The sequence below is a fragment of the Rhizobium sp. BK176 genome (assembly GCF_024808055.1).
In genome coordinates this window covers 1-21,484 of record NZ_JANUBV010000029.1, presented here as the reverse complement: position 1 = coordinate 21,484, position 21,484 = coordinate 1, and the positions used below count along the sequence as shown (strand labels likewise).

General features: G+C 59.3%; 24 protein-coding genes and 4 pseudogenes. 13 read left to right on the top strand and 15 right to left on the bottom strand.

Annotation, left to right across the window (positions count from 1 at the left end; genetic code table 11):
- Nucleotides 1–63 precede the first annotated feature (63 nt).
- Nucleotides 64–627, top strand: a complete 564-nt coding sequence (locus tag FHT76_RS37095; protein WP_259131204.1) for a TetR/AcrR family transcriptional regulator — start codon at nucleotides 64–66, stop codon at nucleotides 625–627.
- Nucleotides 628–751: 124 nt separating this feature from the next.
- Nucleotides 752–1,054, top strand: coding sequence for a hypothetical protein (locus FHT76_RS37090; RefSeq protein ID WP_259131202.1), 303 nt, complete (start codon nucleotides 752–754; stop codon nucleotides 1,052–1,054).
- Nucleotides 1,055–1,378: 324 nt separating this feature from the next.
- Here the strand turns inward: FHT76_RS37090 and FHT76_RS41545 are convergent, their stop codons facing one another.
- The 6 genes from FHT76_RS41545 to FHT76_RS37060 all read right to left on the bottom strand — a co-directional run bounded on the left by FHT76_RS41545 (nucleotide 1,379) and on the right by FHT76_RS37060 (nucleotide 3,273).
- Nucleotides 1,379–1,606 carry a hypothetical protein gene (locus FHT76_RS41545; RefSeq protein WP_405049326.1) on the bottom strand — a complete coding sequence of 76 codons (228 nt, stop codon included), beginning with the start codon at nucleotides 1,604–1,606 and terminating at the stop codon, nucleotides 1,379–1,381.
- A gap of 148 nt (nucleotides 1,607–1,754) precedes the next feature.
- The gene (locus FHT76_RS37080) at nucleotides 1,755–2,000 is read right to left on the bottom strand and encodes a hypothetical protein (protein WP_259131198.1); all 246 of its coding nucleotides are present in this window, start codon (nucleotides 1,998–2,000) and stop codon (nucleotides 1,755–1,757) included.
- The gene (locus FHT76_RS37075) at nucleotides 1,997–2,200 is read right to left on the bottom strand and encodes a hypothetical protein (protein ID WP_259131196.1); all 204 of its coding nucleotides are present in this window, start codon (nucleotides 2,198–2,200) and stop codon (nucleotides 1,997–1,999) included. The genes FHT76_RS37080 and FHT76_RS37075 overlap by 4 nt, the downstream gene beginning before the upstream one ends.
- Before the next feature lie 70 nt (nucleotides 2,201–2,270).
- A complete protein-coding gene (locus FHT76_RS37070) occupies nucleotides 2,271–2,408 on the bottom strand; it encodes a hypothetical protein (protein ID WP_259131194.1) in 138 nt (45 codons plus the stop codon).
- 107 nt (nucleotides 2,409–2,515) lie between these two features.
- Complete coding sequence (locus FHT76_RS37065; protein ID WP_259131192.1) at nucleotides 2,516–2,719, bottom strand: hypothetical protein; 204 nt, start codon at nucleotides 2,717–2,719, stop codon at nucleotides 2,516–2,518.
- A gap of 344 nt (nucleotides 2,720–3,063) precedes the next feature.
- Nucleotides 3,064–3,273: a cold-shock protein gene (locus tag FHT76_RS37060; RefSeq protein WP_183759007.1), complete on the bottom strand. Its 210-nt coding sequence runs from the start codon at nucleotides 3,271–3,273 to the stop codon at nucleotides 3,064–3,066.
- Nucleotides 3,274–4,130: 857 nt separating this feature from the next.
- Between FHT76_RS37060 and FHT76_RS37050 the strand changes: the two are divergent.
- The 3 genes and pseudogenes from FHT76_RS37050 to FHT76_RS37040 all read left to right on the top strand — a co-directional run.
- Nucleotides 4,131–4,322: pseudogene (locus FHT76_RS37050) on the top strand (transposase); the annotation flags it as partial.
- Nucleotides 4,323–4,552: 230 nt separating this feature from the next.
- Nucleotides 4,553–5,137 (top strand): GAF domain-containing protein, encoded by a 585-nt coding sequence (locus FHT76_RS37045; protein ID WP_259131190.1) that lies wholly within the window; start codon nucleotides 4,553–4,555, stop codon nucleotides 5,135–5,137.
- Nucleotides 5,138–5,635: 498 nt separating this feature from the next.
- The gene (locus tag FHT76_RS37040) at nucleotides 5,636–6,259 is read left to right on the top strand and encodes a hypothetical protein (protein ID WP_259131189.1); all 624 of its coding nucleotides are present in this window, start codon (nucleotides 5,636–5,638) and stop codon (nucleotides 6,257–6,259) included.
- A gap of 909 nt (nucleotides 6,260–7,168) precedes the next feature.
- Here FHT76_RS37040 and FHT76_RS37035 read toward each other — a convergent pair.
- The 5 genes from FHT76_RS37035 to FHT76_RS37015 all read right to left on the bottom strand — a co-directional run bounded on the left by FHT76_RS37035 (nucleotide 7,169) and on the right by FHT76_RS37015 (nucleotide 14,997).
- On the bottom strand, nucleotides 7,169–8,899 hold the full coding sequence (locus tag FHT76_RS37035; RefSeq protein ID WP_259186567.1) for an FAD-dependent oxidoreductase: 1,731 nt from the start codon (nucleotides 8,897–8,899) through the stop codon (nucleotides 7,169–7,171).
- Nucleotides 8,900–9,361: 462 nt separating this feature from the next.
- The gene (locus FHT76_RS37030) at nucleotides 9,362–11,929 is read right to left on the bottom strand and encodes an excinuclease ABC subunit UvrA (RefSeq protein WP_259131185.1); all 2,568 of its coding nucleotides are present in this window, start codon (nucleotides 11,927–11,929) and stop codon (nucleotides 9,362–9,364) included.
- A gap of 192 nt (nucleotides 11,930–12,121) precedes the next feature.
- Nucleotides 12,122–13,342 carry a glutathione-independent formaldehyde dehydrogenase gene (locus FHT76_RS37025; protein WP_183759019.1) on the bottom strand — a complete coding sequence of 407 codons (1,221 nt, stop codon included), beginning with the start codon at nucleotides 13,340–13,342 and terminating at the stop codon, nucleotides 12,122–12,124.
- 223 nt (nucleotides 13,343–13,565) lie between these two features.
- Nucleotides 13,566–14,411: an aldo/keto reductase gene (locus tag FHT76_RS37020; protein ID WP_405049325.1), complete on the bottom strand. Its 846-nt coding sequence runs from the start codon at nucleotides 14,409–14,411 to the stop codon at nucleotides 13,566–13,568.
- A 19-nt stretch (nucleotides 14,412–14,430) separates the two neighbouring features.
- Nucleotides 14,431–14,997, bottom strand: coding sequence for a type 1 glutamine amidotransferase domain-containing protein (locus FHT76_RS37015; RefSeq protein ID WP_183759023.1), 567 nt, complete (start codon nucleotides 14,995–14,997; stop codon nucleotides 14,431–14,433).
- A gap of 694 nt (nucleotides 14,998–15,691) precedes the next feature.
- Between FHT76_RS37015 and FHT76_RS37010 the strand changes: the two genes are divergently transcribed.
- A complete protein-coding gene (locus FHT76_RS37010) occupies nucleotides 15,692–15,940 on the top strand; it encodes a hypothetical protein (protein WP_259131180.1) in 249 nt (82 codons plus the stop codon).
- Nucleotides 15,941–15,994: 54 nt separating this feature from the next.
- On the opposite strand, the pseudogene groEL reads toward FHT76_RS37010, so the two are convergent.
- Both groEL and FHT76_RS37000 read right to left on the bottom strand, forming a co-directional pair.
- Nucleotides 15,995–16,161 (bottom strand): annotated as a pseudogene (gene groEL / locus FHT76_RS37005) (chaperonin GroEL); the annotation flags it as partial.
- Between the two features lie 94 nt (nucleotides 16,162–16,255).
- Nucleotides 16,256–16,426, bottom strand: a pseudogene (locus FHT76_RS37000) (co-chaperone GroES); the annotation flags it as partial.
- 233 nt (nucleotides 16,427–16,659) lie between these two features.
- Here FHT76_RS37000 and FHT76_RS36995 point away from each other — a divergent pair.
- The 3 genes and pseudogenes from FHT76_RS36995 (at nucleotide 16,660) to FHT76_RS36985 (ending at nucleotide 18,322) form a co-directional block, all read left to right on the top strand.
- A complete protein-coding gene (locus tag FHT76_RS36995; protein WP_259131178.1) occupies nucleotides 16,660–16,869 on the top strand; it encodes a cold-shock protein in 210 nt (69 codons plus the stop codon).
- A gap of 369 nt (nucleotides 16,870–17,238) precedes the next feature.
- Nucleotides 17,239–17,445: pseudogene (locus FHT76_RS36990) on the top strand (DUF6481 family protein); the annotation flags it as partial.
- Nucleotides 17,446–17,677: 232 nt separating this feature from the next.
- Complete coding sequence (locus tag FHT76_RS36985) at nucleotides 17,678–18,322, top strand: nucleotide exchange factor GrpE (RefSeq protein ID WP_259131176.1); 645 nt, start codon at nucleotides 17,678–17,680, stop codon at nucleotides 18,320–18,322.
- Here the strand turns inward: FHT76_RS36985 and FHT76_RS41540 are convergent.
- Nucleotides 18,234–18,518 (bottom strand): hypothetical protein, encoded by a 285-nt coding sequence (locus FHT76_RS41540; RefSeq protein ID WP_405049324.1) that lies wholly within the window; start codon nucleotides 18,516–18,518, stop codon nucleotides 18,234–18,236. The two genes, FHT76_RS36985 and FHT76_RS41540, sit on opposite strands and share 89 nt — an antisense overlap.
- Nucleotides 18,519–18,560: 42 nt before the next feature.
- On the bottom strand, nucleotides 18,561–19,478 hold the full coding sequence (locus tag FHT76_RS36975; protein ID WP_183759030.1) for a DnaJ C-terminal domain-containing protein: 918 nt from the start codon (nucleotides 19,476–19,478) through the stop codon (nucleotides 18,561–18,563).
- 191 nt (nucleotides 19,479–19,669) lie between these two features.
- On the opposite strand from FHT76_RS36975, the gene FHT76_RS36970 reads away from it, so the two are divergent.
- From FHT76_RS36970 to FHT76_RS36955, 4 genes are all read left to right on the top strand, one after another.
- A complete protein-coding gene (locus FHT76_RS36970; protein WP_183759032.1) occupies nucleotides 19,670–20,110 on the top strand; it encodes an Hsp20/alpha crystallin family protein in 441 nt (146 codons plus the stop codon).
- A gap of 13 nt (nucleotides 20,111–20,123) precedes the next feature.
- Nucleotides 20,124–20,507, top strand: coding sequence for an Hsp20/alpha crystallin family protein (locus FHT76_RS36965; RefSeq protein WP_259131172.1), 384 nt, complete (start codon nucleotides 20,124–20,126; stop codon nucleotides 20,505–20,507).
- A 13-nt stretch (nucleotides 20,508–20,520) separates the two neighbouring features.
- Entirely contained in the window at nucleotides 20,521–21,027 is a 507-nt protein-coding gene (locus tag FHT76_RS36960; protein WP_259186564.1) for an Hsp20/alpha crystallin family protein, read from the top strand.
- A gap of 212 nt (nucleotides 21,028–21,239) precedes the next feature.
- On the top strand, nucleotides 21,240–21,484 hold a 245-nt coding region (locus FHT76_RS36955), incomplete at its 3' end, for a BON domain-containing protein (protein WP_259186562.1).

The following is a 21,484-nucleotide window of genomic DNA, read 5'->3' as shown; positions in this document are numbered from 1 at the left end:
ACCTTTACAATCCGATCGTCAACGCCTATCTAACATTTGTTAGGTGGCTTGAAGGAGGTACATATGAGCGGAAGTGCAAGGGAAGCCATTCTCGCGGCAGGACGTCTGAGCGCTCAGTCGCACGGTTATGGCGGCCTCAACATGCGCGAGCTCGCAGCCGAGGTCGGCATCAAGGCCGCCAGCATCTATCACCACTTTCCGAGCAAAGCGGATCTCGCTGCGGCGATCGCCGAGCGTTACTGGCAGGACACAAGAGCTTGGCTGGACGAAGTTGCGAGGGAAGAAGGTGGTCCGACAGCTAGCCTCCGGAAATATCCGCAGACGTTCCGAATGTCGCTGGAAAATGGCAACCGCCTGTGCCTCGGGAGCTTCCTCGGAGCAGAGTACGACGACCTTCCCGAACATGTCCGCCAACAGGTCCAGACTTTCGCCGACGTCAATATAGCTTGGCTTGCGGATCGGCTCCTCGATGCCGGCCTAACGGATGAGAAGGGGAGCGAGGCCCGGGCTCGGGCGATCTTCGCCGCGGTCGCGGGAGCGCAGCTGCTTGCCCGCAGCCGTTCCGACATCTCGCTCTTCGATGCAATGATCGACAGCTACCGAGCGGCAGGATTGCTGCCAGCCTGATGGCATCGCATGCAGTTCGAAGGTGTAACAAGTGTAGATGTGGAACGGCCGCTGATTTAACTGCAAGATATGAGTCGAAGGTTCGAGCCACTCCAAAACAAGCAACCAGGTTCCGGCATCACTCGTGAAAATCGCAGAGAACGATTTTGCCGAACACTCCGCCAGCTTCCATTCGGCGATGGGCATCCAAGCCGGGGGAGGAGGTCATTCGACTTGCGGACGCATCCCGCCCCGCGGCGCGCTTGGGTCGACGCACACGATAAACCTTCAAGCGCTCAGCGCCCAGGGCATCGTGCTTCTCGGGCGATTGACCGGTCTCGAGGATGGCGTCCAACTCTCATTCACCGACGACCTGGAAGCGAATGCCCGCTTTGCAGATGAAGCCTCCGACCAATGCCGTCAAATACGGCGCGCTCCGGCAGCCTGATGCGCATCTTTCAATCTCATGGTCCTTGGAAACCGACGGCGAGCCGAGCAAGTCCCCGGCCAGGATTATAGAGGTAGCCGGAAAGGGCTCTCGTGGCCAGCCCGAGAACCCGAACAGCTTCTGCACACAGGGTTGCTGGATCCCGCCAACTTCCAGACCCCAAGGCCAGCGTTTTCAAGCGGAGCACGTGTTCCTTCGTCATCGCATGCCTGATAACCAATGACGTTGGAAATCCCGGCGCTCAGGTCCTTCAAGAGGGAGAGGATATCGGTTGTTTCACCCATACCGAAGCTCATGACGCAGGTCTGGAACTGGCCGGTCGGATCAAGTACTGTGCATTACCCCGAGGTTTTGCCAGTCCTCTTCCTCGTAAACGAACGGGTAGCGCGCCGGGATGCGGCGATGTCGAACACCGGCCAGGCTTCGGAGATCGACCTCGGCGCTGCTGACGATCTCGACCTGATGCGTCGGCTCGAAAAACGTCGCCGTGGCGATTGCGTTTCCGAAGACATCCGCTTTCCAGGCTATACGGCCTTCAGGTAAAAGGGTGATGTCATGAGTGTAGAGCAGGAGATCCGGCCCTTCGCGAGGACCTAAATCAACGACGGCGAAAAAGCTGAACCGGAAAGCAATAGCTGTCGTGTGTTACGGTGTCGTATGGAAAGCCTCGGCACGCACTCTCCTTGTCAGCGCGGTACGACTAGCCGAGCCGGCGTGAAAGCGGGTAGCCGGGTGCATCGTAGAGCGCACGGATCTGGTTGTGGTTGAAACGCGCCTCGTCAATCTCCAGCAGAGAGCCTCGTTGTTGACTGTGCGGCAGGTCTTCTACGGCGAACCGAAGGGCTTCGGCTGCTGTATCGAACCGCCGATAACGTGGACCGTTTATGCCGGCTTTCGATTTGCCAGCGTAGAGTCCGGCCCCGCCGGTATAATCGAACTGAGTCATGTGATCGCCCTCGTGGCTGCGGAAGAGTAACGGAAGGGGCGGGCGGCTTCTCTGACGGTTCGCTCGCTATCTCGCAGCTTGCGTGTGCGCAGCTGCATGCCCTTTCGGAGGTTCAGGAGCTTTTCGGCATTGGAGCCGGCTTCTGGGGCCGGCGCGCGAAACAGAGTTTCTGCGAATTTCCGGGTGGTGTCATTGATCATTGAGTCCTCGAATAATAGCGCGGTGTCGCGCCCTTTGGCAGTGATATTGGCGTGATGAGCGGTCTACATGCTATTTCTTGCCGATACTCGCCGCGTGGCCGCCCGTAAGCTTGGCCTGCGGGCCAGATGGCGGTGGTGCTACCGCTGCGGTTTTGTCCTTCTTCGGTTTACGGATTTCTCGGTTGCTACGCATTTGGCCTTTGGCCATTGGTTTCTCCTTTAGCGCCAGGATCAATATCGGCTGTTTTGAGCCGGTAGGTTCGGGTCGGCGTTTGTCTCGCAGCGGATTTGCTAAAGCGGAAGGAGCGTCGTGCCCTAAAGTGCCGTCCGCATGCGGGATTTTCCATCGACGCCGAAATCGGGAAATGCTCTCATTCCTGCCAAAGGCAGCTTTAGCCGAGCGTCACGGGTGACCGCGGGGTCGAGAAGCACACGAAGGGTCGCTTGTTCATGATAGCCGAACGTACTCGTCCGAACCAGGTTCTGTGATACGTATGCGGAATACTCGTTGGAAGACATCGCATCCTCCTCTCGTTTGGGTAAGGCCGTCCACTAAGACAGCGATGCCTATGACACGGCTTCTACGTCTACCACATGCCTGCCTCGCCGTTTGGGCAGGCTATTGTCATTTCCTGCGTGCGATGCCGCTTAGGCCAGATATGGGAGCGGTCGAAGCCCGGGCCCGTGTTGGCTGATGCTTCAAAGATTACGACGTTACAATACGATCCTGTCACGAGGACTAGCAAATTCGGGCGTGACGTTCTCTATAGCGAAAAAACAAAAGGCCGGGCATGAACCCGACCTCTCACAGTCATTCAGCTTTGCTGCCAGTACATCCGTGGTCAGCGGTGCAAATGACGTTATTATGCCGCCTGAAGGTTGTCGGCCGAGCTCTTGCCGGACTTGCGGTCCTGGACGACGTCGTAGGTGATCTTCTGACCATCCGAGAGCGCACGCATGCCAGCACGCTCAACGGCAGACACATGCACGAAGACATCCGTGCTGCCGTTGTCAGGCTGAATGAAGCCGAAGCCTTTAGCGGAATTAAACCACTTTACAGTACCAGTGTTCATAACGATTTCCTTTCGAAGCAATCGTTGGGGTTCCCGCGATGCCTTGCGGTATAAGATCGATTATTTGAGAGGAAATCCAACGGGAGCATAAAGCTCTGGAACGACGTCACAAGCATTGGTCGATAAACAAACAATAAGCTCAATTTTTGGTTTTGCAATGCCTATCTCGAATTTGTGCTAGATCGCTGCTGAGCCTGCCGTAAACTCAATAGCACCACCGGCTCGGCTTCGGTGGCATTCGGGTCGATCGGGTATCGCGCAGAAGGTTCTCGAACGGTGCAACCTCTTGGAATCGAGGCGGCCTTTCGAGCAATGGAGGCGCTGACGCAGCGTCATCGCGATAAGCGTCATAAACGTCGACGATGGGCCATCCACTCTTTGGCGTGGCCTTGATCAGCCTTCTGCGGCCGTGCGCCCAACAGCAGGCCAGCTTCAAGGGATCGCCACCCATCCGGGTCCGACGAGGTGAGGTGAGAGTAGCCACCGCAAATACTGATGTGAGCATTGCCTGCAATTAAGCAAGGTATTTACCGTGAAAGAAATAACAATATTCTGCATCGTACTGTGTTATCGTTCTGGCATTGGAAATTTTTTTCAAGGAGACGCTTCAGTGAAATCCGCTTTCCCAGGCATGACCGGACGGCAAGTGGCGTTGTTTCTAATTGAAACATGTCTCGTGACGGCCGGATTGGTCGTTATTCTCGCAGTAACGATACCCATGCTCTAGCTGTCACGCCTCAATCGACCTCATCTCACCGGAACAGCGATTGATGTTTAACCGAGATCACTGAGGACGTAATTGTCCGCCGCTTTTTGAGCATAGCTGCGAAGGGTTCCAAGCGTATCTGGAAGCTGAATTGGATGATGGATTTGTTGGTCGCGATGACGTCGTTGAGCCCCGTCGCGGTAACCGGCGTTGGCCGGATGATGTAAAGGCTCGCATTGTAGCGGAAAGCCTTGAGCCTGGTGTGCGAGCAGTGGATGTCGCGGGCCGTAACGGCGTTGTAGCAAACCAGCTTTCCAATTGGCGACGTCAAGTGCGCGACGGCTTCTGGTGCTGACGGCTGAGACCGCGATTCACGCACCTTGGCCGCATGGCGCGCAACGGGGGAATGTTCTTCGCAGACGGCACATGCGCATGGACGGTCGTCAGATTCTCCTGGCGTTCACGACAACCATGACAATTACGAAAAATCGCTTAATGGCTTAGGCGGCAATCCCCCCTTTGCATTTTCGGCCTTGCTCGGCCGCACGCAGCGGAGCTCTCGGAGGCACGACGGTGGCAAAACTCAAGGAGCCCATCGACGGTGCGATTGGGCAAAGCATTGACGTGGCCCTACAGCGGCTAAAAAACTCCAGGAGTCTTGGTCTGGACCTATTCCCGGCTCTAGATATCGCGATCGCCATAACGGGCGCCGACATGGGCACTCTGCAACGCTTTGACGAAAGTACCGACTGCCTTAAACTTGTTGCCAGCCGCGGTTTCTCCAGCAAAGCCGAGAGCTTTTTCAGCATCGTGCGTCGCGACACCAACACCACTTGCGCTGCGGCGCTCACGAGGCGCATGCGTGTGTTTGTCGAAGACGTCTCGACGAGTTACCTGTTTGTGGGCACTGTTGAGCTCGACATGATGAGCGCCGACGGCATTGCTGCCGTGCAATCGACCCCGCTGATCAGCAGCAATGGCCGTCTCTGGGGCGTGCTCTCGACGCACTTTCGCAAAGCGCAGGTAGAGAGCGAGTTCGATCATGCTCCGCTTGATCGGCTTGCACTCCAAATGGCGGACCTCCTGGCTTGGCCAGAGCAACAAAAAGCCATGGCGGAAATCCGGCATAAGGACAAACCCTCGGATCCTGGAGACTGATATGAAGTCGACGCCCCAGCCCATTCCCTTTGGTGGGACCATCCGATCACCACAAGGACGATCACTGTCAGCGGTTGCGCAACGCCGGCATCGACGTCGAGAAGGTGATGAAAAGCCGGCAACTCGAAGTAGCGGTGCCAGAGGATGCATATCTCTGGACCGGGCGCTTCAATAGAGACACACAGGAAGGCGGTCACCGGGTCGGCGCCCTGATCCAACCAGCACGCCGAGAGCGCACTTGCCCAGTGAAACTGACGTCATCCCTCCGCAGCTATGTGGCAGAATTCCTTGCATTTATAACGCGCATCTATACGGTATTGCCAAGCCTAGGCTGAACTGTTGATGGAATTGCCACCGAGGCGAAGACGTCGTCACGCGGACGCATGCGCAACTGGATAATTGAGCGTTTCGTCTCTTCTGCAAACGCCAACAGGCGGCAAACGGAACGCAGATAGAAACGTATGGGCCTTATCGAAACGTACGCACGGAAGGTCGGTCGTGTCACCTGAATGGATTTCCGCATGGGCCAATCTAATGACCGGCATGGCGGCCCTTCTGGCTGGCTGGGCCGGGATGCGCGGGCTCAATGCATGGAGGGCCGAAACGGTCGGCAGGCGGAAGGCTGAATTGGCGGAAGAGGTTTTGGCGGGGTTCTATCGGACCAGGGACATTCTGACATGGGCGCGATTTCCGGCGTCAGATGCCGATCAAGATGAGACTGATCGACCAGAAATTGGACAGGACGATGATGAGCCCGAAAAGAGCGAGATCATCGCCCCCGTGGACCGCTTGACGAAGGAAAGCCAAGTCTTCTCCGAGCTCCGGGCCAGCCGATACCGCTTCATGGCTTACTTCGGAGAAGAGGCTGCGCGCCCGTTCGACGAGATAAGGGCAATTCACAACGAAATTGTCGATGCGGCCCGCAATTTGGTCCGCACCCATGGCCAGAAGCCAGCCGGACGAGAACAAGAACGCGATCAATGGGAGGCCGCGATCGGTTGGGGAGAAATGGAGGGAGACGCTTTGAAGAAGAGGCTTGATCTTGCAGTAAAGGCGGTCGAGCAGACCTGCCGCCCCCTAATCGAGGAACGCCATAAGGCGCGCCGCGATAGTATCTTCTGATTTTCTGTGCGCATGACTTCGTCAGTGTTATTGTGGCGCGGCCTTGATCTTTCCACTCAATCGCGCTCGACATAGGCTTTTGAAGGGTTCGTCGCGCCGTCGGCAAAACATATCTGACCTATGTTCGATTATCCAGTTGCGCGACACACCTGCTGTCCATTCTTTGCAGATGCCGCACGTCCCGCCCTCGAGTTGAAGTCGGATGTAGCGCCGAGGTGAAGGCGCCCATGCCATTTTGCGCAGTCCTGCAAACTCCCCAAGCATTCGGAAATTTTGCTGAGTTCCTGACGGCGTATCTCGACACACTCACATTCCGGGAATGACAAGACGCAAAAGCATTGTCGGAATCGAAATAGCCTCCTGCTCTTACGGTATTGCTAAGCCAAGACCTACCCGCTGTGATCCAGCCGATGCGCATGTTGGCATGCAGATCGCGGTCGCGCGTCCAGTTGGGCGGTTTTCGCAAGCCCGGCCTTGCCCGATCCATAGGCATCAGCTTTCAGCATTCGAGAAATATGATCCAGGAGGAACGCGTGAGCGCCTCCATGCTCTACGAGATCGCCGTCTCCCGTGAGCCGCTTCTTCGGAGGCTTGCCGGGCAATGATAAAGAGACCCGAACCTGGGCGGTGCCGAGAGTGTGTGAACGCCAATGATCGTCGGTCGCCGCGACGGTCGCAAACTCAGCCGCTACAACATGGCTCTCGGCTGTATCCGGATGGACGGTAGCGCGTTCGATAGCCGCCGCCGCTCTGGCGCTGGCAACTGCGTTCATGCCGGGCCGGCCTTCGATGCCAACACGGTTAACTCGCTTCCGTCTCGTTGAAACTCCACCAGATCGTGTTGCACGTCAAGGAAACGAGCCGGCGTTGTCTGGCGTTGATATGTCGGGCCGCGACAAGGGCGGAGAATTACCGCGTTGAAGGCGGAGAGACGGTCGGGAGCTCGGCGGCGGACGGGGCGCAAACGGCGGCGCCCTTCGCCTTACCGGTGAGATAGGTATGCAACTGGGCCACGACTTCGGCTCCTTCGCCGATCGCGGCGCCGACGCGTTTGACCGAGCCGGAACGCACGTCGCCGACCGCGAAGACGCCGGGGATGCTGGATTGCAGTGAGAGCGGTTCTGCGCCGTCGATTGCGGAGGGGATCGCCTGTTGCACGCTCGCACCCGTCTGCACGAAGCCTTTGGCGTCGAGAGAAACGCAGCCGTGCAGCCACCCAGACTCCGGCTCGGCTCCGAGGAACAAAAACATATGCCGAACTTGCCTTTCCGTTTCCTCACCTGAAACGCGGTTGCGCCACCGGATGCGCTCAAGCTGTCGTTGCGGTGAACCGCAGAGCGCGATAACCTCCGTGTTCGTCAGCACCTCGATGGTGCTGGCCGCATGTATCCGGTCAATGAGATATTGGGACATGCTTTCGGACAGGCTTGCCCCACGCACAACCAGCCAGATCTTGGCGGCGTAGTCGCGCAAGAACACGGCGGCCTGCCCCGCGGAGTTGCCGCCTCCGACAAGGACGATTTCTTCGCGCCGGCAAAGCCTTGCCTCGATGGGCGAGGCCCAATACCACACGCCTCGTCCTTCGAACTCGCTTAGATTGGGGATGTCGAGCCGACGGTAGCGTGCGCCGGACGCAATCACCACGGCCGAAGCCTTGGTCAGAGCCCCGTCCGCGAATTCCAGCATCAGCGGATTTTGATCGCAGTCGAGGCGTGCGATGGCGGACGGGATCGCCATTTCGGCGCCGAATTTTTGCGCCTGTACATAGGCTCGCCCGGCGAGGTCCCGGCCAGATATGCCGGTCGGGAACCCGAGGTAGTTCTCGATGCGCGCACTCGCCCCGGCCTGCCCACCGAACGCGTGTGCGTCAAAGACCACGATCGAAAGCCCCTCGGACGCCGCGTAGACGGCGGTCGCAAGACCGGCGGGGCCAGCCCCGACGATGGCGACGTCGTACGTCCGGTCTCGACCGTCCCTCCGTACCATTCCAAGGGCGCGTGCCAGGTCTGCCTCACTAGGGTTCTTGAGAATTGTGCCCTTGGGACACACCGCCAGTGGAAGGTCGCTCGGATCCGGCGCATATTTGTCGATGAGATCAGCGGCCTCGCGATCCCTCGCAGGATCGAGCACCTGATAGGGGTAGGCGTTCCGGGCGAGGAAGCCTTGCAGCCGCACGACATCGGGAGCGTCCTCGGACCCGATCAGCGCGGGTCCGCCGGCGCCCGCCTCAATAAGGAAGATGCGGCGCAGAATCAAGGCGCGCATGATCCGGTCGCCAAGCTCGGGCTCCGCGATCATGACGCCGCGCAGGTTCTCGGCCCGAATGACAACGGCCTCGATATCGTCGACCGCGTGAACGTCGACCAGCGCCGGCCGACCGGAAAGCTGTTCCACTTCGGCGACGAAATCACCTGCAGTCTCTTCCACGATCGGAGCGAGATGTCCAAGCGGGTCGCGCCGCGTCACTTGGGCGCGACCGCTCTTGAGCAGAAACATGCCGGGGGCGATCTCTCCTGTCAGGAACAGCGGTTGGCCCTTGCTGTAGCGCTGCTGGTAGCCGAACCGACAAAGCCGATCGATTTCCGCCCCCGAGAATTTTGGAAACATCCTCTCATCGCTTGGATCGACCTTCGGCATCATATATCCTCACCGGTTCATCTCACGGCCTCGATCGCGCGGCCTTGGTGCGACAAGCAGGTCGGCGAAATTATCTGCCGTGTCTATCAGCTCGTGCCCAAGTCGATGCCGGGGCCCGCCGCGCGTATCGGATCGTCTTCTGACGGCACCACTGAGGTTTTACTAGCGCGATGCACGCCGCAACGCATTGACGACGGTCAATTCTAGGGGACGCGCGGCAAAGGGGAACGGGACCGTTCACTGGAACGCGCGATGGAGCCGGCTGAACGGCAGGACGATTTTTCAGAGCACGTGGCCGGCAGCGACGAGTTGATGCGCTCGCACCGCTTGATCCAACGCAACTCCGCCCCGATCGGCGCGACCATCTGCCCTGTTCGATCACCTCGTTCAGCGCCTCCAATTCGGGGGCGCCCGATTGGCCGTTCTAGGAGACGATCTCAATTCGCGCGCTGCTACTGGACCGGCTCAAGCTCGGCCGCAGGCCGGGGCCGTGAACCGCGACAGATATGGTGCTGTGCGGCTTATGGACGACCCCGCGACCTCGGCTGGCGTGCCGAACGCCACTACACGGCCGCCTTCCTCGCCTGCCCCAGGGCCGATATCCATGACCCAGTCGCTGCCGGCGGCGACACGCATGTCGTGCTCCACCACGATGACGGTATTGCCAGATTCGACGAGCCCGTCGAGTTGCGCGACGAGCCTCTCAACGTCAGCCGGGTGTAGTCCTGTGGTGGGCTCGTCGAGGACGTAGAGCGTGGCGCCGCGCTGAGGCCGCTGGAGCTCGGAGGCAAGCTTGATCCGCTGTGCCTCGCCGCCGGAAAGCTCCGTGGCCGGCTGGCCAAGTCGCAAATAGCCGAGGCCAACCTGCCGCAGCACATTGAGGAATCGGCGCACTTGCGCCTCCTCGGCAAAGAAGGCGTAGGCGGCATCTACCGTCATTCCCAGAACTGCGGCGATGTTCTTTTCGCGATATTCGATGTCCAAGGTTTGCGCGTTGAAGCGAGCGCCATGACAGGTTGGACACGGTGCATAGACGCTGGGCAAGAACATCAATTCGACGAAAACAAAGCCTTCTCCCTCGCAGGTCTCGCAACGGCCCTTGGCAACATTGAAGGAAAAGCGTCCAGCGTCATAGTGACGGGCGCGCGCCGACTTCGTCGCCGCGAAAATTTTGCGAATGTGGTCGAACAGCCCCGTGTACGTCGCGAGATTGGACCGTGGTGTGCGTCCGATCGCTTTCTGGTCGACGACCACCAGGCGCTTGACGTCCTCCGCCCCGCTCGCGATCCGACCGCGCGGTGTCGTCACGGCAGTCCGCTCGAGCCCGTCGTCTTCATCATCGATCGAGGGGATGGGATGGCCGAGCTGCTTTGCAATCAATTCCACCAGGACCTGGCTCACCAAGCTCGACTTGCCCGAACCGGAAACGCCAGTCACGGTGGTAAATGCTCCCAACGGAAAATCGACATTGAGCCCATGGATGTTGTTGCAGTTGACCCCGCGCAGCCGCAACCAGCCCCTGGGTGGGCGCGGCGTTCGGTCTGACACAATAGTGTGGTCGAACAGGTAGCGGCGAGTTTGCGATTGCTCTGCCTGCTCGAACCCTTGCAGCGGACCGCTGTAGAGCACGCGGCCACCGCGGTCGCCGGCGCCCGGGCCGACGTCGACGATCCAATCCGCATGGCGGATCACATCGATCTCGTGTTCGACCACGAACAGCGAATTGCCGGAGGCTTTCAATCGATCGAGCGCCGTCATCAGCGCCTCCGTGTCCGCGGGATGCAGTCCGGCTGAGGGCTCGTCGAGCATGTAGACGACGCCGAACAGATTGGACCGCACTTGGGTTGCAAGTCGCAGGCGCTGCAGTTCGCCCGGTGACAGCGTCGGGGTGCTTCTCTCCAGTGAAAGATAGCCAAGTCCGAGGTCGAGCAGAACCGCGAGCCGGCCGCCGAGGTCCTCGGCGATCCGCTGCACTACCAACGCCTTCTCCGGATGCTGCGCCTTCAGCTTGGTCAGGGTAGCGGCGGTGGCCTCCGCATAGGGGCGCAGGAGGTCAGCGAGCCTTGCCAGTGGGATCCGCGAAATGTCGGCAATATTGAAGCTGGCGAACTTGACGGAAAGCGCTTCGCGGCGAAGCCGCTTGCCGTGACAGAGCGGGCATTCGGTGCTCACCATGTAGCGCGCCACCCGTTTCTTGATCGACGCGCTTTGAGTGGTGGCAAAGGTGTTTAACACATATCGCCTGGCGCTGGAGAAATTGCCGCGGTAACTGGGCTCCTCCTTGCGCCTGATCGCCCGTCGCGCCTCGTCCGCGTCATACCCGATGTAGACCGGGACCACCGGCTGCTCGTCGGTGTAGAGGATCCAGTCGCGGGCTTCCTTCGGCAGCTCTCGCCATGGACGATCGACGTCATAGCCCAGCGTAGTCAGCATGTCGCGCAGGTTGCCGCCATGCCAGGCGGGCGGCCAGGCGGCAATGGCGCGCTCGCGAATGCTTTTGGAATCATCCGGCACCATCGAGCCTTCGGTCGCCTCGTAGACCCGACCGAGTCCATGGCATCGGGGACAGGCTCCCGCCGGCGTGTTGGGCGAGAAAGCCTCGGAATCGAGATGTACTTGGTGTCGGGGATAATTGCCAGCGCGCGAGTAGAGCATCCGAAGGAGGTTAGAAAGCGTCGTCACGCTGCCGACGGAAGAGCGCGTGGAAGGCGAGCCGCGCTGCTGCTGCAAGGCCACGGCCGGGGGCAGGCCATCGATTTCGTCGACCTCGGGAACCGCCATCTGATGAAACAAACGCCGCGCATAAGGCGACACCGACTCGAGATAGCGCCGCTGCGCCTCCGCGTAGAGCGTACCAAAGGCCAGCGACGACTTTCCCGAGCCGGAGACGCCGGTGAACACCACAAGGGCATCGCGCGGAATGACGAGATCGATGCTCTTCAAATTGTGCTCGCGTGCTCCACGCACGCGCACGAAGCCCCGCGGAGGCTCGTTTGCCGCTTCTTGAGACCGAGGCTTGTTGGTTTCCATCATTCGCACAGACCGGTTGAGGAGAGTTCATGGCATCAGGGCAACGTTTCGACGACAATGGTCGCCATCGATCCGCTCGGCGTCGCGATAGTGTGGGCTGCCCCGGGGCTTCATCGATTCGAGGCTTTGGCAGCCCACGGGCCGGGTCGCGCTATCGCGGGGGCGCTCGGCGTCAATCTTCCGGCGCTCGCCAGTTCAACCGGTCGACATCAGCTTGGTCATGTTGTGCGGATCGATCACGAATTTTTTGGGCGATCCGTCATTGAAGATTTGATATGCCTCGACTGCCCGTTCTAGCGATATCACTTCGGTGTTTATAAGCGGTGTCAGGTAAGGCATCCTGTCCCACAGGATGGCCATCATCAGATCGCGGTTGTAGTGCATGACGGGACATTGACCGGCGGTGAATGTGGGCGATTTTACCCAGGCTGCGGGAAAGCCCAGGGCCATGTAGCCTTTCTTGTTGAGTTCTGTGCGAGCACCGGGATCCAAATTAGTGTAGACGCCGGGGATACCCATGGCGCCGGCAGGCTTGGTCACTTCCATTAATGTGTTGATGACGGCTTCCTCCACGTTCTCGGAGCTGCCGTCCGGCCCATACCCGTGGCACTCGAGGCCGACACAATCGACAGACGCGTCGACCCAGCGAGAGCCCGTGCCGAGGAGTTTCTCAATCTGATCGGCGACGGGGGTGGTGCTTGACGGATCCACGACCTCGTAGCCGGCTTTTTTCACCAGATCGCGCCTCGCCTCGTTATGGTCGCCGACAATGATGCAAGACGCTCCAAGAAGCTGCGCGCTCGCAGCCGCGCAGCGACCGACCGGCCCGGCGCCGGCAATGTACACGGTGGAGCCCGTTCCAACCCGCGCCACGACACAGCCATGATAACCTGTGGGCAAAATATCGGAGAGCAGGGTGAGGTCCCTGATCTTTTCGATTGCCTGGTCCTTGTCGGGGAATTTCAGCAACTGGAAGTCCGCCCATGGTACCAGCATATATTCGGCTTGGCCGCCCTGCCAGCCGCCGAGATTGAAGCCGTAAGCGCCACAAAAGCCGAGTTCTTCGTTCGCATTGAGGCATACTTCCGTATGGCGTTCCCTGCAGTTCCGGCATGTGCCACAAGACACGTTGAAGGGCACGGAGCAGACATCGCCGACCTTGATGCGCTCGACATGCGAGCCCACCTCAACTACCTCGCCGGTGTTCTCATGCCCCATCAGCATCCCCTGCGGGGCCGCGAAGCGGCCGTTATAGATATGCAGGTCGCTGCCGCAGATGTTTGTCGTAATGATCTTGAGGATGACTGCGTGCTCGATCTTCCTACCCTGCGGGTCCTCGAGCTTCGGGTATCCTTTGTCCTGGAGTTCCATCTTGTGTGGTTCCAAGAAAGTGATCGCACGATTGCTTGCTGGCATAACTAATCTCCTTGGGGCGATGACGTGGGTTTTGCCGCTGAAACATTTGCGGTGAAGCAGAATAAGCGGAGAAGGCATCGGCCAACCTTGATAACCGTCAGTATGGATGCGACGTCCGAAGTTTGTTGACTGTTAAGTTGCCATTCGATCGTTGCGCCTTGGCCCTGAACAACTAAGAGCGACATCGGCAGGCCCTCGCTGGCCGAGCCCTCTGGTTTGACCGTCAAATCATTGGCAGCCCGCGGCGACGCGGACCACGCGGGAAGGCGGCATCGATCCGCGCGATCTCGGCCTGCGACAAATGTATACCGGACGCGCCGGCATTCTCTTCGACATGCTCGACGCTGGACGCTTTGGGGATCGCGAAGACCCAAGGCCCCCGCGTCAGAAATGCAAGCGCGACCTGGCGCGTGGTCGCATCATGCGCCTTCGCGATATCCGCGAGCAGGCGCCCGCCGGGTGTGTAATTGCCTGGAAAATCGCCGTGCCCGAACGGACTATACGCGGTGACGGCGAGACGGTGCTGCTCGCACCAGGGCAATACGGCATGTTCGATCGCGCGCTCCTGCAAATGGTAGAGCACCTGATTGCAGGCAATGCTCGATTCGCCGGCAATCTCGCATGCCTTTTCAAGATCCGGAACGTCGAAGTTGCTCACGCCATAGGAGAGTATCTTGCCCTCCTTACAGAGCGCCTCGAAAGCCGCAAACGTGTCTTCCAGCGGATACGATCCGCGCCAGTGCAGCAGGTAGCAATCCAGCCGGTCGGTCTTGAGGCGGGTGAGCGATCTCTCGCAAGCGATCTTCGTCCCCAGTCGAGTGGCGTTCTGTGGCAGCACCTTCGAGACCAGGAATACCTCATCTCGTCGGCCCGCGATGGCGTTGCCGACCAGTTCCTCGGTGGCGCCGGTGCCATACATCTCCGCGGTGTCGATGTGGTTCATTCCGAGATCGATGCCTCGTTGCAACGCGGCGATCGCGGAGGCGGGGTCGCCTTCCTCGATGTACCAGGTCCCCTGGCCGATAATGCTGACCTCGCGATGCAGCGGACCGAGCTGCCGCCTGCTGATCCGTCCAGTGGACCTGGCATTATGCGGCATGGCGGTGCCCACCAGCTCCACTGAACAGCTTGATCGTCTCCCGGTTGAATGCCGGAAGATCATCGGGACTGCGGCTCGTGACCAACCCCTTGTCCACAACCACTTCCTGGTCCACCCAGTCTGCGCCGGCGTTCTTGATGTCGGTTTTGAGCGAGGGCCATGAAGTCATGCGTCGGCCGCGCGCCGCGCCAGTCTCGATCACGGTCCAGGGACCATGGCAGATCGCTGCAACTGGCTTTCCGGCATCGAAGAAGGCCTTCGCGAAGCCAACCGCCTTCGAGTCAATGCGAAGCGAATCCGGGTTGATAACGCCGCCCGGCAGCAGCAGAGCGTCGAAATCTTCCGGCTTGGCCTGATCAAGTTCCACATCGACCGGCAACTCTATGCTCCAGTCCGTGAAATTCCACGCCCGTACGTGTTGATGTTTGGGCGATACGATCTTGGTCGTGGCGCCGGCTTCATCCAGAGCTTTGCGTGGCCCGGTGAGTTCGACCTCCTCGAAGCCGTCGGTGACCAGGATGGCCACATTGAGTCCTTTGAGGGTGTCTTCTGCCATGATCGAGTTCCTTTCTGTGTTGAGTAAGCGACCTCTTCCTGGTGTAGTGGGCGCCGTTTTGCCGGCGAAGTGGCACAAGCTCCCGCCTTTGAGAGCAAGCTGTCGGCGCTCACCGCCAGCGCTGCCCGGATGGCGGGCCCGCGAGCGCGTCAGTGGCGCCATGACGATGCGATGCCGCAGGTTGAAGGGACCAACCCACGGTTGGAACAGTACATTCGGAGCCTGAGTTGCACTGGGGATACATATATTCGTAGTTGCTTCCTCCGACACCGCGGAAACATTAGCAGCGAAGCGATCCGCCTTAAATGACGCCCGTCAATGCGGTTCACGATTAGAGTTCGCCAATAGCTCCACCTTTGTAACGCTCATTTGCGAGGGCGGGCGTGACCGTAGCGTTGACAGCGAGCCGAGTCTCGCTGACGTGCGCGGGCGGTGCGTGCCGTCCCCCGTCCTTCAAGGCAGGGAGGTCGGTTCGAACCTCTCAAGCACTAAGGGGTAGGACCTCGGCTGAGCCGTACCGATTCGGACCATTCATTCGAGTCTTTCTCGCAACACCTAAGCGGGAACTGCAATTGTGGACCGATTTGGCTGGATTGGAGCGTTTCTATTACGGTATCCTTACGACTGCAAAGTGATTTGCACGAGCGGGACAGCTAGAGAAAAGCACGTTCGCACCTCCTAAAGCGGGATCTTGATGAACGCGGATATGATAGCCGCCTGGGCGGCGGAAAATGGATTTTATACGGTGGATTCCGGCAAATATCGTCGTCATGACAATGCAGGCGTGATCACGATCGAGATAAAGAGAATGTCATTCCTCCTCATCGATGAGAGGCAAGGATCGCGACCGCGCCTCGTATCGCGGTTGTTCAAAGACACAACCATCGCAAGCGGGAGCGGCCGCTTGCAGGGCCTTCTTGTGGACCACAATCCCAACGATTGAGTTCTGAGGTATTGACCGCAGCCAGTCACCAGGCGGCGGTCGTGGCTAACGTTTTTGCGGCCTCATGTTCTCGAGCTTGTCTTCCAGCTCGATTTCCTTGGCGACCGATATGCCGTCCTTGGTGATGCGCGGGGCGTCGAACGACTTGTCTTTAATCACGTTGCGGCCCTTCGGACCGAGCACCTTGACGGCGTTCGAAAGCACATCGACCCACGCAGCATACGTTCAGGCGCGTCGGCGTGGAGTTAGACTTCTTTCGCAGCCATGTCTTCAACTCCTCAGGCGACTTTCTTTGCTCCGCGTGGGCCTCGATGATCCCATGACGTCGCTTTGCTTCATGATCAGCAGATCCTCGCCACGGATCTTGATTTTGGTGCCCGACCATTTGCCGAACAGGATTCGATCGCCGGCCTTGACGTCCAGCGCCTGGATCTGGCCCGCGTCGTTACGTTCGCTGGGGCCGACGGTGAAAACCTCGCCTTCCTGCTGGGAGACTCAGCCAAACTCACCAAACGAAACATGCCATCTTCGATTGCAACCCGCTGAACCGCCGCTCTCGTTACCCTACAGATGCATCATCGATCTTTTGCTTGCCGAGCTTTGTTCACCGCGCGATTGGCACCGCGCTTTAAGCGAACTTCCGTTTCAAATATAGTCGGTTCACACCCGCGCGGCATCGGCTTCGCGGTTTTTCATTCTATGCTTTGAAAGGGTTCATCATGACCACCGGCACAGTTAAATGGTTCAATTCCACCAAAGGCTTCGGCTTCATCCAACCCGACAACGGCGGCGCTGACGCGTTCGTTCACATCTCTGCTGTCGAGCGTGCAGCAATGCGCGAACTCGTCGAAGGCCAAAAGGTTGGCTTCGAGCTCGAGCGCAGCATGAAGTCGGGCAAGATGTCGGCCTGCAATCTGCAGTCCGCATAAATCGGAATCCGCTTCCCTTTGACCACGGATGTACTGGCACTGCCGGAAGCCATTTCACCATGGAAGGCGTTTTTGCCTGGCCTTTTTCGTTTCGGCTGCTCGCCGAGCTTATCGCGGTTCCAACTGCAGACTCACACAGCCGACAGCGGGCGATATCGCCTTCAGCAGCGTCCAAACGCAATTCTTATCCAAAGACCGCGCAGGAAGAGCTGGAATCTACAGCTCGGGCCCGAGATGCCAAGACACATCGGTTGCGAGAGGCTCGACTGCCAAGGAGCTGTCCAAGAGCTTGTCGACAACATCGGGGCCGGAATCGCCAAACGCGAAAGAGCGCGCTGACCTCTGCAACGATTGCCATGGGGGACAAGAATGAAGAACGCTAGAAATAGCGGAGTTTCTTGACCGCCGCGCTGCATCAGCTGACGCCAAAGCTGCTCTCCTGAATTCCTACCGAGCGGCAAAGACCCAGGCGGAACCGCCGGAATGGCAAAGCAGGCCGAACGCGCCGCCATTGCCACTCCTCGTGAAGAGCGGCGCGTCGAACGCGAACGCTTGAAGCTTGAGGAGCAAAAGCGCCTTACAGATCGCATCTGTGAATTTTGGCGCAAGGTGCATGAGGCTTCTGGCACTTCGACCTCCGGATCCGGCGAGTCGTCGGGCACCGCATCGGGTGAGGATGTCATCGACGCCGATTTTGAGGAAGTAGACAAGAACGGTCAGCGCCATGGTTGACACGGACCATAAACAAAAGCCCAGGCCGAAACCCGCAGAATCTGGACCCGTTGTCGATACCCCGGCCTCGGAAACCGTGGCTGACCAGGGTTCATCCGCGGTGCTCCAGGCGGAACTCGCCGAGACAAAGGATAAGCTGCTGCGCGCCCTGGCCGAGCAGCAGAACATCCGTCAGCAAATGCAGCGCCAGCGCGAGGAGGCGGTGAAGTTTGCCGCCTCGCAACTGACGGGAGACCTGCTTGATACGCTCGACAATCTGCGGCGCGCGATCGAAAGTGCGCCGCGAGAGGATTCGGACCGCGACGCGATCGATCCAGTGCTGAAGGGCGTGGAGGCCACCGAAGCCAACCTGCTGACGACGCTCTCACGCCATGGATTGCAACGCATCGATCCGCTCGGCTCGGCTTTCGACCCGCACGTTCATCACGCCATTCGCCAGCATTCCGACACGACAGCCGCGGAAGGCACCATCGTCGAGGTGCTTCGTCCGGCGATGGTCGGTGTCGCGGTCCGGGGACGGCGGGCTCGGCGCCCCTTGATTGGCGCAGCCGAGCCTCGACCTGTTGAAGTCAGACTGTCGAACATCTCGATATATATGATGTTTCAGCGCAGAGCACCCGATCCACGCACGCTCAGCCTGTTTGGCTTTTTTTTACGTCTTTCACGACGTGGTGGCGAATGCGCTGCGGCTGAGCCTCGAGCGCGTCGATCAAGTTGCTGAAGTCGCAGCGGAGGCTGTAAAGTTGGTCGACCAGACTCAGCACCACATCGACGCCGTCGTCGTTGATACCCATTTCATTGGCGAGATCGGCAATAAGCTCGGCTCGTGCACGGTCGACCTCCCGAAATATTGGCCTACCGTCCTGAATGATCGGTGATATCCAGCCCCGGTTGATGAAGATGCGCAGCCTTGTCATATCGATATGAAGATCTCGGGCAAACTCTTGATGGTCCATGATCTATTCCCCCATCCCTTGCCTGGGATTGTATCCCTTGCTGGCCGACCAGCCGGCCACGAATGCCTTCAGTTCGGTGTCCGGCCTTTCTGGAAGCACGATCTTTAGCGTTGCGTAGACGTCCCCCCGGGTACCGTTTCGCCGGGCCGCGCCTTTTCCTTTCACTCGCAGCGTCTTGCCGCTCGACGAATTCTCCGGCACGATCGCTAGCACCGGGCCGGCGGGCGTAGGCACCGTAACCTTTCCACCAAGAACGGCCTCGCCAAGCGTGATCGGAAGGTCCAGGCGGATGTCGTCACCCTCGCGCCGAAAGAATGGATGAGGACGCACGTGGAGCTCGATCAGGGCGTCACCGGTCTCCGCTCCACCTTCGCCAGCACCGCCCTTGCCGCGCAGCCTGAGAATCTGCCCGTCGCGCGCGCCAGGCGGAATACGGATTTCGAGCGTCTGTCCGTCGGATAGCGTCACCTGGCGTGTGCCGCCATTGATCGCTTCGATAAAGTCGATCTCCATCGAGTAACGCAGGTCGGCGCCGGGCATTCTGAAATTCCGACGCCCGCGGCGGGAGAAGAACTCAGCAAAGATGTCGGCTTCACCGGGATCCGCGAAGCCTTTGCCGTTCTCGTAGGAAAAATCACCCGCGCCGGCATCAGCGAAGTCACGATAGTACCGACGTTGGGGCTTCTCCGCGCCTGTCGCATCGATCTCGCCGTTGTCGAAACGGCGGCGCTTTTCCTCATCACGCAGAATCTCGTAGGCTGCGGACAGGTTTTTGAAGTCCTGTTCCGCCTGCTTGTTTCCAGGGTTGAGATCGGGATGGAGTTTCTTTGCCCTGCGGCGATAGGCCGCCTGGATATCGTTCTGCGAGGCGTCGCGCCTGACGCCAATGATGTCATAGGGATCACTGCTACTCGTCGGCATCTTTGCAGACCTGTCCTTCGCGAATGTTCCCTCGGCGGGATGAAGACTGCTGGTGGCTTACGTCAGGACACCAAAGGCAACTACACGAATTTCCGCAGCTCTAAACTGACGATCATCAATGTCGCCTGCGCGGGATGGATGCACCTTGAGGAGACATAGCAGCTTGATCCGGAGCACGAAGGGAGATTGGCATGTTGCACAACATCGAGAACTCGGTGCGCTGGTACGATCCGCTGCGCCAGATGCGCTCAGCCCAGAGGGACATGGGCCGGCCGTTGGACAATCTCCGGCTGGCGGCTCCGCCCGAATACCCATTGATGAACATCTGGACCGTGGCGGACGGAGCCGTGATCACGGCCGAGATACCTGGCGTGGTGCCAGAGGAACTCGATATCGCTGTCCACCAGAACACGGTTACGTTGCGTGGCAGCCGCCCCGCCGAACCCTTGGCGGAAGACGCTGTCATCCACCGCCAGGAACGCATCAGCGGCGCCTTCGCCCGTAACCTCATCTTGCCATTCCGCGTCGACGGAGACCGCGCCAAGGCGACGTTCCGGCACGGCGTGCTCCGGCTCGATCTGCCACGGCCGCTGGCAGACAGGCCGCACAAGATTACCGTCAGCCGCTCCTGAGGAGGATGCCGCCATGACCGACCACGAAACCAATGGAACCGTACCGGCGGAACCAACCCGGGTCGAGCCTGTCTTCGTCCCGCCGATCGACATTATCGAGACCACGTCCGGCGTTCAGATGTTGCTCGACATGCCGGGAGCGGATCCGGAGAGCCTCGACGTCACCCTGGACAATCGCGTTCTGCGCATTTCAGCACGATCGGTTTCCAGTGCGCCCGAAGGTTATGCGCTGGTTCACGCCGAGTACCGCGACGGCACTTACGAACGTAGCTTCACGATCTCGGAGCCTATCGATACAGCAAAGATCGATGCCGTGTTCAAGGACGGCGTGCTTCGGCTCAATCTGCCGAAATCGGCGCCGTCGCCCGCCGCTAGGATCAGCGTCAAGGCGGGATGATGGAGGAATCCCAATGAAAATCACAGATCTCGTTCGATGGCAGGGCGGCTCCGGCCGCGACGTAACGGCCCGAACTGCGCCGATGGACCCCTTGCGCGGGCTTCAACTGGATGTCGACCGCGCTTTCGACAATTTCTGGCGGATGGTGCCGTATCCGTTCGCGGCACTAGATCGACTGCCGCAACCAGACACCGTCCGTATGGATGTCGGCGACAGTGGCAAGGAAATCACGGTAACAGCAGAGCTGCCGGGCATGAGCGACGCGGACATCGACGTGTCGATCAGGGACGGTCTGCTGACAATCCGCGGAGAGAAGAAGTCCGATCGTGAAGCGGAGAAAAACGGCGTTCTCGTCAGGGAGCGAACCTATGGCGCCGTGGAACGGATTATGCCTCTTCCCGACGGAATCGACCCCGATGCGGCTAAGGCCACGTTCAAAAATGGTGTGTTAACGCTCGTAATTCCAAAGTCACCGGAAGTGCAAGCAGACACAAAGCGCATTCCTGTCCAGGCGGGCTAAGCCTCTCCTCCCCTCGAGCCCGCCATATTGTCCGCAACCGTCCCCCGGTTGCGGACATTTTTAGTTCTGCTCCGGCTAACGCCCGTGAAGTCTTCCCAACCAAAACTGATAGCTGTCAAGTCGGAGGCTGCACATGTGAGCTAGCTTCGTAATGCTGCGCAGGCAAAACCACCTTCAGCGTAGCCTAATCACTCAATACGGAGGATCGCGACATGACAACAGATAGCGACATCAAACGTGATGTGGAAAGCGAACTCAAATGGGATCCGGACATAGATGCCTCTGACATCGGAGTGGCGGTGAAAAGTGGGGTCGTCACGCTCAGCGGCTTTGTGCGCAGCTTCGCCCAGAAATATGAGGCGGAGAAAGCAACCAAGCGGGTCAAGGGCGTTCTCGGTGTCGCCAACGACATCGAGGTTCGACTGCCGTCGCTTCACGAAAAACCCGATCCGGAGAT